The 15,856-nt window shown below is 72.1% G+C and carries 11 protein-coding genes and 1 pseudogene; 3 read left to right on the top strand and 9 right to left on the bottom strand.

Going from position 1 to position 15,856, the window contains the following annotated elements:
• Positions 1-39: 39 nt before the first annotated feature.
• On the bottom strand, positions 40-306 hold the full coding sequence (locus ACZ6QQ_RS13595) for a hypothetical protein (RefSeq protein WP_465876341.1): 267 nt from the start codon (positions 304-306) through the stop codon (positions 40-42).
• Between the two features lie 324 nt (positions 307-630).
• On the bottom strand, positions 631-852 hold the full coding sequence (locus ACZ6QQ_RS13590) for a winged helix-turn-helix domain-containing protein (RefSeq protein WP_465876340.1): 222 nt from the start codon (positions 850-852) through the stop codon (positions 631-633).
• 368 nt (positions 853-1,220) lie between these two features.
• On the opposite strand from ACZ6QQ_RS13590, the gene ACZ6QQ_RS13585 reads away from it, so the two are divergent.
• Genes ACZ6QQ_RS13585 through ACZ6QQ_RS13575 form a run of 3 tightly spaced genes read left to right on the top strand, consistent with a single transcriptional unit; the run spans position 1,221 to position 3,774 of the window.
• Positions 1,221-1,553, top strand: coding sequence for a DivIVA domain-containing protein (locus tag ACZ6QQ_RS13585; protein WP_465876785.1), 333 nt, complete (start codon positions 1,221-1,223; stop codon positions 1,551-1,553).
• Positions 1,550-1,813 (top strand): hypothetical protein, encoded by a 264-nt coding sequence (locus ACZ6QQ_RS13580; protein ID WP_465876338.1) that lies wholly within the window; start codon positions 1,550-1,552, stop codon positions 1,811-1,813. Before ACZ6QQ_RS13585 ends, ACZ6QQ_RS13580 begins: the two co-directional genes overlap by 4 nt.
• A complete protein-coding gene (locus tag ACZ6QQ_RS13575; RefSeq protein WP_465876336.1) occupies positions 1,810-3,774 on the top strand; it encodes a hypothetical protein in 1,965 nt (654 codons plus the stop codon). The genes ACZ6QQ_RS13580 and ACZ6QQ_RS13575 overlap by 4 nt, the downstream gene beginning before the upstream one ends.
• 21 nt (positions 3,775-3,795) lie before the next feature.
• Here the strand turns inward: ACZ6QQ_RS13575 and ACZ6QQ_RS13570 are convergent, their stop codons facing one another.
• The 7 genes and pseudogenes from ACZ6QQ_RS13570 to ACZ6QQ_RS13540 all read right to left on the bottom strand — a co-directional run bounded on the left by ACZ6QQ_RS13570 (position 3,796) and on the right by ACZ6QQ_RS13540 (position 15,800).
• On the bottom strand, positions 3,796-5,478 hold the full coding sequence (locus ACZ6QQ_RS13570; protein ID WP_465876334.1) for a hypothetical protein: 1,683 nt from the start codon (positions 5,476-5,478) through the stop codon (positions 3,796-3,798).
• A 154-nt stretch (positions 5,479-5,632) separates the two neighbouring features.
• The gene (locus ACZ6QQ_RS13565) at positions 5,633-7,447 is read right to left on the bottom strand and encodes a pentapeptide repeat-containing protein (protein ID WP_465876333.1); all 1,815 of its coding nucleotides are present in this window, start codon (positions 7,445-7,447) and stop codon (positions 5,633-5,635) included.
• A 155-nt stretch (positions 7,448-7,602) separates the two neighbouring features.
• The gene (locus ACZ6QQ_RS13560; protein WP_465876332.1) at positions 7,603-8,577 is read right to left on the bottom strand and encodes a GNAT family N-acetyltransferase; all 975 of its coding nucleotides are present in this window, start codon (positions 8,575-8,577) and stop codon (positions 7,603-7,605) included.
• Between the two features lie 66 nt (positions 8,578-8,643).
• Positions 8,644-10,395 carry a serine/threonine-protein kinase gene (locus tag ACZ6QQ_RS13555; RefSeq protein ID WP_465876330.1) on the bottom strand — a complete coding sequence of 584 codons (1,752 nt, stop codon included), beginning with the start codon at positions 10,393-10,395 and terminating at the stop codon, positions 8,644-8,646.
• A 30-nt stretch (positions 10,396-10,425) separates the two neighbouring features.
• Positions 10,426-10,893: a hypothetical protein gene (locus ACZ6QQ_RS13550; RefSeq protein WP_465876328.1), complete on the bottom strand. Its 468-nt coding sequence runs from the start codon at positions 10,891-10,893 to the stop codon at positions 10,426-10,428.
• 291 nt (positions 10,894-11,184) lie between these two features.
• Positions 11,185-14,910: pseudogene (locus ACZ6QQ_RS13545) on the bottom strand (adenylate/guanylate cyclase domain-containing protein); the annotation flags it as partial.
• Positions 14,907-15,800, bottom strand: coding sequence for an MBL fold metallo-hydrolase (locus tag ACZ6QQ_RS13540; RefSeq protein ID WP_465876327.1), 894 nt, complete (start codon positions 15,798-15,800; stop codon positions 14,907-14,909). The pseudogene ACZ6QQ_RS13545 and the gene ACZ6QQ_RS13540, both read right to left, overlap by 4 nt.
• Positions 15,801-15,856 lie beyond the last annotated feature (56 nt).

Here is a 15,856-nt window from a genome sequence, read left to right as displayed (position 1 = left end):
CCCTAAGGTCCTAAGGCGACTAAATCCAGACGTGACAGATCAGTCCGTCTCAGGCATCCCGCCATATTGATCAAGCTCGTCTGCGGGCACACCCGTCAGCAACGCGACGGCAGCTTGTGGCGAACCGTCCAGTTGACGCAGCGCAGCCCGAACGCCTTCATTGATCTCAGCCCGATGTGCATCGATATATTCGCGCACAGCAGCGTCAACGACTTCCTTTTTTGCCTTGCCAAGAAAGTGGGCAGCGTGCGAGATGAGTTGGTCAGTATCAACATCAACTTTGATGGGAGCGGACGTAGCGGCCATATGAGCCCCCTTCCAGCGACCAGAGTACCGTGGTACCAAAGTACCCGACAACACCGATCTCTAAACCGACACAGCACAACCTCAGATGCCGATCAGCGCAGGTCAGGCCATTTTGGGCGCTTCGTCATGTTTCTCGCGGACTACCGCTCGCCCCCAGAAGGGATACACGTGACGCGAATCACAAAATCTCCTGGCGTGTCGCGGACTGCGGCGCCTATACACACCACTTCACGACTGCATGGTGACGCTGCCTGACGACACGCCTTGAGCACAGAATCACGCCACCGCGCACAGCGAGAGCATTCTGATGGCCGATCCACTCCTTCAGGCACCTCGATCCACAACGTAGACGCCTCTGCCTTGCTGGCCGTAGACGAGGCCTTGCGCCTTGAGCTGGATCATGACGAACCGGATCACGGTCTCGCTGACCTCGTACCGCTCCATGAGTTGCTTGGTGCTCGGTAGCCGGTCACCGGGCTTGAGCACACCGCTGTTGATCTGCTCGGCGATGTCGTTGGAGATCTGTTGGTACAGGGGTGTGGACATACGTCGCTCCCTCGGTCGGCAGCGTCAACACACCACACGCCCGGGGGAACATGCGTTACGGGGTAGCCTTACGTTACTCCGTAACGTAAGTTGAAGAGCGAGATCGCTCGGTCGGCACTGAGCCTCTCTTGCTCAGGTTCCACCGGCACAGGCAGCCCAACCAACTGTGCCGTTCGGCTCTCTACCAGCGGCTTTGTCGGCGTACGGCGACCCGAAGGGCGTACGGCGGCAGAGGCGGGGACGGCCTGTCCGTGCTCGGCACACGGGCAGGCCGTCCCCGGTCACCTCGTACCCGAAAGGCAGGTCTGCCCGTGCGTACGTTCCTCCGTCGCCTCTTTGCGCGCTTCTCCCGCCCACCGACCCGAACCCTGACCACCATCAGCACCCCACCACCCCCGCCCCGCCCCGACACCACCCCGTACCACCGGAACTCACGCGGCTCCACCTACCGCAGCACCGCCCAACTCCCCCTGCGCCCCTGGCACGTACGCAACCAGCGCTTCCACCCCACCCGCCTCGGTCGACGTGGACTCGACCCCGCCGAGGTGCAGGTGTTCCTCGACCGGGTGGCCGACGACCTGAACCGGGTCTACGCCGAGTTGGCCGCCAGCCGGGACGAGAACGTACGCATCAAGGACACCCTGCGGGAGTGGCAGTCCCAGCAGGCCCCGCACCCTCGTTACCTGGCGAGGCACCGGTGAGCGGCAACCGCCGGCAGTTCACCGTCCACCTCCCGATCCACGCCCCGAACCCACAGACCGCAGCCGTCATCGCCCGCACGATCGGCCACTCCCTCGCGCAGGCGTTCCGCGCGCTCGACACCCGCGACATCACGCTCACCTCGCCGGACGAGCCGGAGGTCGTACACCGGGTGTTCTGCGGTCGAGCGTTGACCACCGGGCGGCGTTGCGTGCTGCGGACCGACCACACCGGCGACTGCAATCCCCGGACCGCCCGATGACCGGACCAGCAGCCCCGGTCGAGTGCCCGGACTGCGCCGGCACCACGTTTCTCCTGGTCGGCTGCCGGTGCACCCGAGGCGGCAACCGCGTCCTGGTCGACAATCTCAACCCCACGATCCCCGAGCCGTACGCAGACTGCCGGCTCTGCCACGGCATCGGTACGGTCGCCGTCCCCTGCCACGAGTGCCGACAACTCGGCGTACGCCGCGCCCAACTCGTGCTCACCGTCGTCAACCTCGACACCGGTGCCGTCGCCTCCGCCAGCGTGGTCCCCGGCAGCGTCGAACCCACCCTCGACGGTGACGGCCACCCGGCCCTCGACCTGACCCCGCTCGTCCTGGACCTGGCCGCCCAGGTCAACGTCGCCTCCGTCCACGAGCTGACCACCCCCGACCGCCCGCTCCGGGAGCTGACCATCCTGCTCCCCGACACGTGGCAACCACACCTGCCGACCCCGCAACGACGAAGCCTCGAAGCCGCCGCCCTGGCCCGCCGCTCCGACGACCCGTGGCTCGTCCACCTCGGCCGTTGCACCCCGGCCCCACCACCGCCGAGCCTGCCCGAACGGCTCGCGCCCCTGGTGACCTTCGCCGGTCAGCTCTGCCTGGACCTGGTCATCGAGGCCCGCCGGCATCCGTCCGGCGAGCTGACCTGGGCGATCCGCTACGACACCCCCGCCGCGCCCATCCCCACCGACCAGCATCGCCGCTTCGCCAGCCTCGCCGCCGCCGTCGAGTCGACCACCGTCGCCGACGCCCTGTACGGGCTGCACGAACGCGCCCGCGACGCCCCCGCCCACCTGATCGTGCCGAACGGCCCACCGCAGCCACCCGCCAGTCACGATCTCGACCTCGACCGACTCGAACAACGGACCCGGGCCGACTGTGTCGACGTTCGCACAGCACAACCGCTGCTCGGCGCGCAGTCGATCTGGCGGGACGGCCGCTGGTGGCACACCGGGTTACGGCAGGCGGGCACCTGGGAGACGTACAGCGCCTCCGACACCGGGCAGATCGTGCGGCGCCGGCACGTCCGCGCCGAGCGTGGCTGGGAGCCGCCGGAGCCGAGCTGGCAGGGCCCGGTGATCCCGCACCTCGACTGCCCCGACTGCACCCACGATGGCACCGGCCTACAGGTACCCCGACCGGGGTGCCGCACCTGCCGGGGCAGTCACCGCCTGCACCTCGGCACGGTGGTCACGATCACCGACCTCGATCGTAAGGTCCTGCACCTGAACTGGCTGGTCGACCCCGAACGGCCGGTGTCCGCGCCGCCGGTCGCCCTGCAACCCGACGGCACACCGGTGGTCGCCCTCCCCGGTCACTGCCGGCTCGCGCACTGGGCCAACATCCTCGGCGTACGGCCGGAGCACCTGACCGAGCTTGACACCCGTGCCCCCGTCGACCCGGCCAGTGTCGACGGGATGATCGCACTCGACCACCCCGACGACGACCCGCTCACCCGACACGTGACCCGGATCAGCGCCGGCCGCCCCGCCGCCCGCCTGCTCGTACGCAGCAGCCTGCCGGCGGCGCCCCCACTCAGCGAGCTGATCCGCCTGGTCCACGGGCTGCACCTGACCCTGGCGGTCACCATCGAGGTTGCCCGACCGCAGCCGACCCCCGCACTCCGCCAGGGTGCCGAAGCGTGGCAGGTGGACGTGCTCCGGCCGGACCAGGTGCACGGTTTCGCGCCGCAGCGCCCGTACCATCCGAGTCTGGATTCGGCGGTTGCCGCGTGTTGGGCGTACCTCGAACTGTCGATCGCGGCGGCCGTGCCGACGGACCCGGCCCAGCCGATTCCGGTGCCGCAGTCCGCGCCCCTGCCGGCCGCACCGGCCGACAATCCGGCGGAGGCGGTCCGCGCGCTCGGTCACCGTCATCCCGGGCAGCCGGTCGCGGCACTGCTCACCCCCACCGGCTGCCACGTCCACCTGGGACAACCCGATCGCGGCTGCTGAGCGGGCTCGCCCGGCCGAGGGTCAGCAGCCGGGCGGGCGGCTCACCGTGCCGGACGTGCTGATCCGGGTGCCGGTGAGCATGTCGCCGTTCACCCACACCTCCAGGCTCCAGCTCGCCGACGCCGCCGTCAGGTCGTGGCCCGGCCCGTAGGACTTCGGCACGCTTCCGGAGAACCTGGTCGAGCCGTCGCCGTCGATCGGATAGCCGTACGAACTGCCGGTCCCCTGGTCGACGTACCCGTGCGGGTCGTAGCCGACCGACGCGTTGTGCAGCGCCCCCGAGATGTTGTACGCCCAGCTCCCGCCACCCCGGCAGTAGGTGCTCACCGAGCCGGTCAGGTACGGCGTCGCCGCCGGCTTCGGCTTGGGCTGCTCCGGTGGTGGCAGTGCCGGCGCGGTGGTGGCCGGTCGAGTTGTCGTGGGGCGTGCGGCGCTCGGGCTGGCCGGTGGCTGGGTGGGAGTGGCTGCGGGTGGGGTCGGGGTGGCACCCGACGGGTTCGTGGCCGGCTCCGGCATTGCGTCCGTCCCGCCCTGCACCGGTACGTCGTCGACCTCCCCTTCCTCCTCTGCCGGCAGATCGTCCAGCGCGAGTGCGCCCTCGACACCGGGGGTCTGCCCGTTGCCAGCATCGGGGCGGAGGTAGCGCACCACCGCTCCGGTGCTGATCAGCACGAGGATCATCACCAGTGCCCCGGAGAGCACCCGCGCCGCCCAGCCGGTCCGATACATGATCGGTGGGATCAGCCAGCGCAGTCCCGCCGGCCGGGGCACGTCGACCGCCGGGTCCCGCCGGTGTACGCCCGTCCACCGGTACCGCTCCTGTAGGGCCGTCGCGGCGGCCAGCGGCCGTACCGGGGGCTGGCTCGTCGGCCACGCGTCCCCGATACCGTCGCCCTGCCCGTCCTCGACCGTCGCAGCTCCAGCCGCTACGGACACCTCGCCGACCGACGGCTCCGGCTTCCGCTCCGATACCGGCTCCCGATCCCGCTTCCGGTCCGACTCCGGATCCCGCGTTTGCTCCGACTCCGGCTCCGGCTCCCGATCGCGCGTTTGCTCCGGGTCCGGCTTTCGGGTGCGCTCCGGTTCTGACACCGCAGGAAGCCTTTTCGCCGACGAGGAGCCGGAGGAACTTTTCGACTTCTTCTCCGGCTCGTCCAGCGCCGCCGCCCAGCGTGCCAACGGGTCGTCCAGCGCTGCCGCCGGGTCGTCCAATGCCTCCGCCCAGGCCGCCCGCGGCGGGTCCAGCGTCGTTGCCGGCTCGACCGCAGTCTCCGCCGCTGACCCGACCGCCGACCCGATCACCGGCTCGACCGCAGGCTCAGCCGGCCATTCCGTCGCCGTCGCCGGCTCGGCCAGCTCCGGAAATTCCGACTGCTCGGTACGGGCGGCGATGCTCTTGCGGACCGCGACCCACTGCTCGACCGCCTCGTCGGAGCCACCGCAGGCGCGTACGAACGCGCGCAGCAGTTCCTCGCGGGGCAGGGTGCCCCGGCCGAGAACCGCGGCGAGGGTGCTGTGCGGCAGGACGTCTCCGACCGCCTGGGCCCGGCCCTGCAACTGCCGGTAGGTGAAGCCCGACCATTGCCGTAACACCCGCATCGCCCGGACGAACGCCACTGCGGACGCCATCACGTCCGGCGGCCCCGGCAGGGCGTTTCCGTCGCCGTCGGTCTTTCCGGGCGCACCACTATCGTGCGTCGACACGATTACCTCACCCCCGTGATGGTCCGCCCGCCTGCCGGTTTCGCCGGACAGAAAGCGGCTTCGATGCCACGGAACAGTTCACCCTTGTTGCGCACCGCTGTAAAGGACCGATCGGCCGACGTCGCTCGGCCGGACTGACGGCACCGCCGGCAGTTCATCGCGCTTCGAAGACGAATACCTGGTGCTTGCCGCCGTCGCACCGGGTCTGGATCAGTTGCGCCCCCACGTCCCGACTGCCCCGGTAGACACCGATGCAGAAACTGCTGCCGGCCACGGAACGGACCAGGTGACCGACCGCGGGTGTGGTCACCGGTTCGAGGGTGAACTGCTGATCCTTCCGGCTCGCCCCGCAATTGTCACCGGCGAGCAGCAGGCCGTCACCAGCGGCGCCCTCGTCCACTGTGGCGCAGCCGATGCCGTACGTCGGGTGGTCGAGTTTGATCCGGTAGGTGCTGCCGCTGACCCGTTCGAGGATTGTCGGCGGACCGGCCTGCGCGCAGCTGTGTTGGCCGAGCACGATCCGCTGCGATTGCTTGTACAGTTCGGGCCCCTCGCCGACGCAGAGCGAGGTGTGCGCCGGGCGGATCGCGTACACCCCGGCGAAGGTGGAACCGGTGTTGTTCGCGGCAGCGGCGCCAGTGGTGGTGGCGGGTTTCGCAGTGGTGGGCTTCGGGGTGGTCGGTTTGGCCGGCGGCTGGGCCGGTGCGCTGCCCGGAGCCGGGGTCGGCGTGGGTGCCGACGCCGGGACCGAGGGCGTGGCGCCCACCGCACCGTCATCGAGCGCGCCGTCGGTCTCGATGCCCTCCTCGTCGCCCTCCAGGGCCCCCTCCGGGGCCTCCGCCTGGGTCGACGGCACGGCGGGATCGTCGCGCATCTCCCGGATGACCCCTACGGTCACCGCCGAGGCGACGAGGACGAGGATGACGACGAGTCCGGCGGAGAGTACGCGGGTCGCCCAACCGGTCCGGTACATGATCGGCGGCACGAGCCAGCGCAGTCCCGCCGGACGCGGCACCTCGACGGCGGGGTCGTACCGGTGCGTGCCGACCCACTCCTCCCGCTTGCTTCGCGCGACCGTCGAGGCGAGGGCGCCCGAGGCGAAGGAGGGGACAGCAGGCTCGGCGCCGAGCCTGCCCCGTACCGGGCCGTCCCGCTGGTCGGGGTCCCGCACCGGGTCGTCCTGTTCGGCGGCGTCCCGGTCCGTGCTACTCAGGTCGGTGCTACTCAGGTCGGTGCTACTCAGGTCGGTGCTACTCAGGTCGGTGCTACTCAGGTCGGTGCTACTCAGGTCGGTGCTACTCAGGTCGGTTCCGGCCGTCGACGCTACGGCCGGCGGCGCCTGATCGACCGGCTCGATCACGTCGGCTGGATCGGTCGGGCCGGCCGGATCACGAGCGTCGGACAGATAGGACGGATCACCAGCGTCGGACGGGTCGAACGGATCAACGGCGTCGGACGGGTCGGGCGGATCGACGGCACGGCCGGTGGCCGCCGCCGGAAGCGCCGGAGCCTGGTCGTCCACCGCCTGCGCCGCCACGGGTACGGACCACGCGGCCACGGGTACGGGCTGCGCCGCCACGTCCTGCGGTGCCCCCGTGCCGGAGGGTCCACCCGTACCCGGAAGTGGCGCCGGTGCCGGTGGCACGGGCAGGCCGGCGGCGATCCGCTTGCGTACGATGAGCCAGCTCGCGGCGGTCGCCTCGTCCTGGCCGCAGGCCCGCACGAAACCGGTGACCAGTTCCTCGCGGGGCAGGGTGTTGCGGGCGAGCGCGGCGGCGACCGTGCTGTGCGGTAGCAACTCGTCGAGGGCTTCCGCCCGGCGCTGGAGCTGCCGGTAGGTCAGGCCGGACCACTCCTTCAACGCGCGCATCGCCGCGACGAACTCCGCCGGGGAGGTGACGCCGTACGGGTCCGGGGCTCCTACCACCTCGCGCGCCGGGTTGACCTCCCCACTGTCGATCCCCCGCATAACCGCCTCTTCTTGTCGTACCCGCCGGTCGGCTGCCTTCGCATAGGTTAGGGTCGTCGTTCCCATGTGGCTAGCCGCGTCGTCCGAAGGCATTGCAGGATCATGCAAAAGCGGGATCGTGCCTGGACAACAACCGCCAGTGGCGGGAACGGCGTTCACCGTACAATGTTCGAACCAACCATTGTCGATATCGCCTCCGGAATAGGCGCGGGTATCGGCCGGCGGAAGCCGTAGGTCCGGTGGCGGCGCCGAAAACCGAGTGACTCGTACAACCGGGCGGCGGGCACGTTCTCGGCATCGTGGTTGATCGTCACCGTGGTCATTCCGGCGGTTCGCATCCGGCGCATCGCGTACCGCATCGCCGCCCGCGCCAGCCCCCGCCGCTGGAATTCGCGGCGGGTGCCTACCGGCTCGAAGTGCCCGGTCCCGTTGCGTACGTCGACCCAGTAGACGGCGAACGCGGCGATCCGGCCGTCCGGCGCCTCGACCACGATCTCCTGCTCCGGCCGGTAGCCGGGCTTCTCCATCACCGCCGTCCGATACAGCTCCCCGGTCCAGTCGTCGTCGAACGAGTGGTTGCGGGCCAGCGCGAGTTGCCCGGCGTCACCGATCCGAGCCGGGCGCACCACGAAACCAGCGGGCAGCGGGGCGTCGCCGAGCGGTTCGGACAGGTCCCGTTCGCGGCTGTCGTCCCAGGTGCGGAACCGGGTGAAGCCGAGTTCACCGAGCAGCCCGATTCTGATCGTGTCGCAGTCGAAGGCGTCGGTCAGCACGTACCCGTCGCCGGATTCGTGGCCGGTCAGGTGGGCGGCCGTGGTCTCGTACGCGGCCCGCAGCATCCGCGCCTCGGCCGGCGTACCGCGCAGGGCGGGTGCGGTGAGCACGTCGAACGCGGCGCCGAAGCGAAGGTTGATGGCGAGGCCGACGATGCCGTTCCGGTCTTCCCACAGATGTACCAGTTCGCCGACCGGGCGGTGACCCCGGAGATTCTCGTAGATGCGATGGGGCAGCTCGCCGATGTGGTCGTAGCCGCACCGACCTGTTTCGGCGATCCAGCCGGCGACGGTCTCCTGGAGGCGGGGCAGATCGTGGTCGGAGTAGGGACGCCTGGTCACTTCCGGTTCGGTCACGACTACGGAACATAACGCCGGCCGCCGTCCGGGGCCCACCGGATTTCCGGTCCGCGGGCCGGAGGTTCAGCGGGCGAGGGTGGGTTCGGTCAGGCTGTTGGTGCCCTTGCCGGCCAGGCACCGGAACGTGCGCTCGCCCGCCGCGAGTTCGTCGTCGCCGTTGGGCGGCAGTATCTGGAACTGCCAGCCGCCGATGCTGCGCAGCTGGGTGGTGGTCCGGAAGGTGTTGACATTGCAGACCTGCTGCACGGTCGAGTCGCGCCAGATCGCCTGGTGGTCGGCGGCGTCGACCTCGGCCGGCAGGTCACCCGCCGCGTACGTCTCCCAGCTGTGCCGGCCGGTGCACGCCACGCGGGTGGCCGTGGCCCGGGTGCCGTCGATCCGCATCGGGCCGAAGCACTCCAGTTCGCCGGTGCAGCGGCCGCCGTCGGGCAGTGGCACCCCGCAGCCGGGCAGCGCACCGCCGGGCGCCACCTTGGTTCCGGAGGCGATCGGTGGCGGGGGTGGCTCGGTCGTACGGACGTCGCTGCTCGGCGCCATCGTCGGGCCGTACCGGGTCAGGTACCAGGAGCCGGTGGCCGCCCCGACCATCAGCACGAGTACGCCGAATCCGCCGAAGAGCCAGCGCAGCCGGCGGCGGCGCGGGTTGGCCCGTACGGTCGGGTGGTCGTCGTCGTAGCGGGCGGCGGACGGCGGACGGGGTGCCGGCACCCGGTCCCGCCCGGCCGGGCCGTGGCCGTGGGTCGTCGCGCCGGGCGCCGTGGCACCCCCGGTGTCGGGCGAATGCGGGCCGGTCGGCCCGGTGGAGGTGTTGCCGTAGGCCGGTGAGCTGGTCACGGGCGGGCCGGTGTCCGGGGAGCCGGGCCTGCCGAAGACCGGGGAGGCGGGGTACGGCGACGCGGGGAACGAGGACGCGGGGAACGGGGCGCCGGAGATCGGCGCACCGGATACGGGGATGCCGGAGACCGGGGCGCCGGAGATCGGCGCGACCGGGCCGAGCGGCAGTGCGGCGAGCAGGTCCCGGAACTGTTCGGCGGACGGCCGGGCCTGCGGGTCGTTCGCCATGCCGAAGCGGAGCACCTCGACCAGCTCGGGCGGGACGCCGGGCAGCTCGGGGATCGGTTCGTCGAACAGCTCCATCAGCGTGATCAGGCTCGGGTTGCGGTCGGCCCGCCAGCGCGGCGGCTTGCCGTGCATGACCGCGTAGAGGGTGGCGGCGAGGGCGTAGACGTCGACCGCAGGGGAGGGCGGGCTGTGCCGGAACATCTCCGGCGGCGCGTACGCCGGGGTCAGCACCTCCAGGGTCACCGACGGGTCCCGGACCTCGGCGAGTACGGCGAGCCCGAAGTCGGCGAGGACCGCCGGGTTGAAGTGCGAGTGCAGGATGTTCGCCGGTTTGACGTCGCGGTGCAGTACGCCCATGGCGTGCGAGTGGGCCAGCGCGTCGGCGATCTTCACGCCGAGGTCGCGGGCCTCGGCCGGGCCGAGCGGGGAGCTGCGCATCCGTTCCGCGTACGAGCCGTCGCAGAGTTCCATGATCAGGTACGGGTGCTGGTCGACGGTGACCCCGGCGTCGAAGAGGTCGACGACGTGCGGGTGCGACGACATCCGGCCGGCGGCCCGCGCCTCGCGGAGGAAGCGGCGTTGGTCGCGTTCGCTACCGAGGGTGCGGTTTTCCACCTTCACCGCGACCTCGCGTCCCACCGAGCCCTGGGTGGCGCGGTAGACGGTCGCGTAACCACCCCGGGCAAACACGTGCAAATCCGTCAGGCCAGGCACTACGGGCTTCGGTAGCGCGCCTGGCGGGGTGTCGGTCACAGTACGAAAATACCGAATAGGGCGGACGCGTCAGCGGCCCGCATCGGTCGGCGACCGGACAGCACCGGTCGCCGGGGAGGTCACAGCCGCCGCCGGGCGCCGCGAATCGAGCCAGAGCCCGACCCCGGTGGCCACCGCACCGAGCCCTTCCCAGGCGGCCACGCCGAAGAATTTGCCGGGTGCGGAACCGGTCAGCACCAGGGTGGTGAAAACGCTGAACGTGACCAACCGGAAAACCACCGTGAAGCGGAAGAATGCTCGCCATTCAGTGTGCGCCGCGACCAGGTAGTAGACCCCCATGTTCACCGCCGCCATGGACGACGCCGCGATGTACGTACGGGTGTAGTCGCCACTTGCCCGGTCGGCCGCGTCGATCACCTCGAAGCCCAGCATCCGCAGCAGCGCCTCCGGCCGGATCAGCCCGACCAGCCCCAGCACCAGAGCGAGCACGCCGAAGACGGCGATCGTCCAGCCGGCAGCCGAACGCGGCAGCTTCATCCGTCTCCTCCAGACACCCCGACACGCACAGACGATCCGGCATGCACAGACAGTCCGGCATGCGCAGACGGTCCGGCAGCCGACGGGCACGGGTGAACACCCCGACGCCGTCCGCTGTGGACCGTGGAAGATCTACGCTAGCGGCTGCGCGGAAGCCCCGGACTCGGCCAGACCGGCAGAGTCGGCCAGACCGGCGACATCGGCCAGCCGGGCCGCGTTCGTCAGCGCCGCCCCGTCCAACGAACCGTCACCGTCCGTTGCCGCACCAGTGATCGGGGCGGGCAGGTGCGGTGCCAGCTCGGCACAGAGCGCGTCCACCCCGGCCCGCTCACTCGTCTGCTGCGTCGAGTACGCCAACCGCACCGCCCGCGCGGCGGCGACGCCCGCCTCGGCGTACTCGCCCGTCGCGGCCAGTGTCTCGGCCAACGTCCGACTCGCCAGCACCAGACTGCGTACGTCCTCCGCCGGTGCGGCGACCGCCCGACGAGCCCAGTCCAGCGCCTGCACCGGCTGACCCTCGGCGAGCAGCGCGGAGGCGTACCGGGCCAGGGTCTGCTGGCGGGAGAAGAGCAGCGACGGGGTGCTCGCCGAGGTCGCCAGCGGCGCCAGCAGGCCCACGGCGGTACTCGGGTCACCGGCGGTCAACCGGGCGGTGGCCAGCAGCACCCGGGGACCGACCTGCGCCGGCGCCAACGGATTGTGCGGCTCGACCGCCGCCAGCACCGCCCGCGCGTCCCGCTCGGCGGTCTCCACGTCACCGCGCTCCAGCGCCACGAACCCGCGCAGCGTGCCGGCCAGGCCGGTCAGCAGCGGATGCGCGGTTCGGTCGCCGTACGCCAGGGCGTCGCTGAGCAGGTCGGCGGCGTGCTCCGGCTCGCCCAGCCCGCGCGCCACCACCCCACGTACGACCAGGGCGAAGCCCCGGCCCCAGTCGTCGGAGACGGCGGCGAAGTCCCGGTACGCCCGGCGGGCCGCCCGGTCGGACTCGGTCAACTCGCCCAGCTCGGCGGCGGCGAACGCCTCCACCGCGCGCAACGTGCCGACCGCCCACGCCTCCCCGACCCGTTCGCCGAACGGCAGGAAGACCCGGGCCAGCCGGCGGGCCTCGGCGAGCCGGCCGGCGAGCAGCCGGGCGAACGCGGTGGTGCCGCGCAGCCACGCCTGACCGACCGGATCGTGGGTCTCGGCGAAGAGTCGCGCCGCCCGGCCGAGCACCGCGTCGGTGCCGGCGAAGTCGCCCCGGGTGGTGGTCACCCAGGCCAGGTTCTGCAACGACCAGGCCTGCCCGCGCCGGTCGTCGGCCGCCAGGTTGACCTGGTACGCCCCGGCGAACCGGCTGCTCGCCTGGCTCAGCCGGCCGTTGAAGAAGTCCGTCATGCCGAGCCGGCGCATCGCCGACGCCCGGGGTGCGGGCAGGTCGGCGGCGGTCGCCACCTGCAACGCCTCCTGCCAGGTGTCGACCGCCCGCCGGTGGTCCCCGATCGCCTGGTACGCCTGCCCGGCGACGAGCAGAGCGCCGGCCCGCCGGACCGGATCGTCACCGGCGTTGGCGCCGATCTTCTCGGCGAAGGTGAGCGCGTCGGCGGGCCGCCCGATCTGCAACAGGGCGCGGGCGTGCACCAACTGGTCCGAGCCCGGCACCTCGTCACCGGCGAGCGCGATGGCACGTTCGGCGTACTCGACCGCGAGGGCCGGTTCCCCGGCGGCGATCGCCTTGCGGGCCGACCGGTTCAGCGCGCTCACGCCCAGCGGGGCAACCGTACGGGCCACCGAGTCGGTCCGCAGGCCGACCGCGTCGGCGAGCGCGGCGGCCCGTTCGACGTGCTCGGCGACGAAGACGTCCCGGAGTTCGTCCGGCAGCCCGGACCGGTCCCGGACCGGACCGAGCGCACCGCCGAGGGTGACCGCGACCGCACCGCCGACGGTGACCGTGCCGTCGGCCGGCCTGAGCCCGTCGGCCGTACGCAGCAGTCCGTCCGCCGCGCGGGGCGGCTCGACGGGGGCGGCCCAGCGGGCCAGGGCGGCGTGCCGTTCGGCGAGGTCGGCCTTGCCGATCCCGGCGTACGCGGCCTCGCGCATCAGTGGCGTGGCGAAGGTGTAGCCGTCGCGGGTGCGGTGCAGCATCCGGCGTTGCAGCAGTTCCTCGACGGCCCGGTCCAGTTCGGTGGTGTCGGCCGGGGCGGGACCACCGTCGCGTTCGGCCCGCCGCTCGCGCAGTGCCTCCAGCGCGCCGGCCGGCACGGTGTCGCCGATGACGGCGGCGTCGCGCAGCACCGAACGGGCGTCGGCCGGGAGCGCGTCGATCCGGGCGGCGAGGACGGCGGCCAGGTCGCGGGAGAGCAGCCGGCTGCCCAGCGACCCCGGCACCAGCCGCCAGGTGACCGCGGAACCGGCTGCGGCGGCGCCCGGCAACGCGGCCTCGGCCGCCTGCTCGCGCTCGCTGATCTCGGTGAGGGCGCCGCGCTCGATCAGCAGGGTGACGAGTTCGGCGAGGTAGAACGGGTTGCCCTGGGCGGTGGCGAGCAGCCGGTCGGTGTCGGCCTGCGGCAGCCGGCCGCCGCCGAGGTAGGTGGTGAGCAGGCGGGCGGCGTCGGCACCGCGCAGCGGCGGCAGGGCGTTGACCTCGGCGTCGGCGACCCCGGTCAGGGCTCCCGCCGTACGGACCAGCTCGGGGCGGCCGAGCAGGAGCGCCAGGACCGGTCCGGACAGCCGGGACAGGGTCTGGCCGAGGGCGTCGACGGTTTCCGGGGTGGCGTCGTGCAGGTCGTCGACGATGACCACCATCGGGGTCTCGATGGCGAGCGCGCTGAGCAGGTCGGCGACGGCGGCCGGCACCGCGCCGGCGTCGGGGGCCGGTCCGCTCGGCGCCCACTCGGCGGCACCGACCGGTACGCCGGCAGCCGGGGTCAGGTCGGCGTAACCGAGCAGGGCGAGCAGCAGGTCGGCGGCGATCGGTGGTTGGTCGACCCGGAACCGGGCCAGTCGCTGGCCGAGCCGACGCAGCCGTTCCTCGACCACCGGCCGGGTCAGCGCCGGGTTCCCGCCGCTGGGCAGGCCGACGGCCGCGCGTACGAGGTCGGCCAGCGGCGCCAGCCGGCGACGTTCGCCGAAGGCGGCACAGCGTACGGAAAGCACCCGCGCGCCGGTGTGCGCGGCGAACCGGCCGGCGCCGACGTCGTAACCGGCGGCGAGCCGTTCGACCTCGGCCGCGAAGCGGGACTTGCCGACCCCGGCCTCGGCGGTCATCAGCAGCACCCGCGACTCGCCCCGGTCGATCACCTCGGCGAGCCGACCGGCGACCCGACCGATCTCGGTTTCCCGGCCGACGAAGGGTGCCTCGTCGCCGAGCCCGGACCGGGTGCCGGGGGCGTCGAGCAGCCCGAGCAGTTCGTACGCCTCGACCGGTTGCCGTTTGCCCTTGAGTCGCAGCGGGCGCAGTTGCCGCCAGGAGGAGACGTGCCGGGTGACGGCGGCGGTGCTGGCTCCGGCGTAGACCGCCCCGATCGCGGCGGCGTCGGCGAGCCGGGCGGCGGTGTTCACGGTGTCGCCGATGACGGTGTACTCGATCGCGGCCTGGATGCCGGCGACCACGTCACCGGTGTTGAGCCCGACCCGCAGGCCGAGCGGGGCGCCGCCGCCGCGTTCGTCGTCGAGCACCCGGCGGACGGCCCGCTGCATCGACAACGCGGCCCGGACCGCGCGTTCGGCGTCGTCCTCGTGGGCGACCGGCGCGCCGAAGACGGCCATGATGCCGTCACCGGTGAGCTTGTCGACGTGTCCGCCGAAGGTCTTGACCGCACCGGCCAGCGAGGCGAGCACCCGGTCGGTGACCGCGCCGACCCGTTCCGGGTCGAGGTCCTCCGACCAGGAGGTGAAGTCGGACAGGTCGCCGAAGAGGACGGTAACCACCCGGCGTTCGGCCGCCGGCAGGGTCGCGGCGGCCGGCAGCGCGGCGCCACAGTTGTGGCAGAACCGCGCGCCGGGCACGGCGACGGTTCCACACACCGGGCAGGTCACGGGAGGTCCAACCCACCGGCCCCCGGCCCGGATTCCCGAATTCCGGGACCGGACCCGTTTTCCCGAGCGGGGGCGGGGGCGTCTTCGCGGGCGAGGTAGTCGAGTTGGGCACGGACCGACCATTCGGCGGCCCACCAGAGCGCCCGGTCGACGTCGGCGTAGACGACGGCGACCACGTCGGGCGCGGTGGTCGCCCCGTTCGCGACCGCCTGCCGTACCTGGTCCAGCCGGGCCCGCCGGTGGGCCAGGTAGAACCGGGCCGCGACGGCGCAGTCGGCGAGCGCCGGGCCGTGTCCGGGCAGTGCCGGCAACCCGTCGTACGCGCTGAGCAGTTCCAGACTGTCGAGGTAGTCGCCGAGGTCGCCGTCGGGTTGGGCGACCACGGTGGTGCCCCGACCGAGGATGGTGTCCCCGGTGAACACCGCCGCCGGTGCCTCGCCCTCGACCAGGGTGGTTGGTTCGACCAGGTAACAGACCGAGTCGCCGGTGTGTCCCGGAGTGTCCAGTGCGGCGAACTCCAACCCGTACGCGTCGAAGCTCTCGGTCGCCTCCAGCGGCTCCGTGCCGACGCAGTGCTCCGGGTCCGCCGCCAGTACGCGGACTCCGCCGAGCAGGTCGGAGAGGCGGCGGGCGCCCTCGACGTGATCGGGGTGCCCGTGGGTGATCAGGATGAGGCCGATCGGCCCGTTCGCGGCGATCGTGGCGAGGTGTCCCTCGTCCAGCGGACCCGGATCGATCACGACCCCGACCCGCTGGCCGGCGGCACGCAGCAGCCAGGTGTTGGTGCCGTCCAGGGTCATCGGACCGGGGTTGGGCGCGCGCAGCAGCGTCACCCAGCTCGGTAGCTGGTCGGCCAGCGCCGCAGCCGGCGCGATCACGTGGCCAGTCATGGCTGGAATGGTACGACCAGCCCGTGACGCACCCGTGTCGAGTTTCCTTCAGCTAT

The sequence above is a fragment of the Micromonospora sp. NPDC049529 genome, assembly GCF_055586685.1.
Note: the sequence above shows the minus strand (reverse complement) of the source record. Positions and strands in the feature narration are given on the sequence as shown.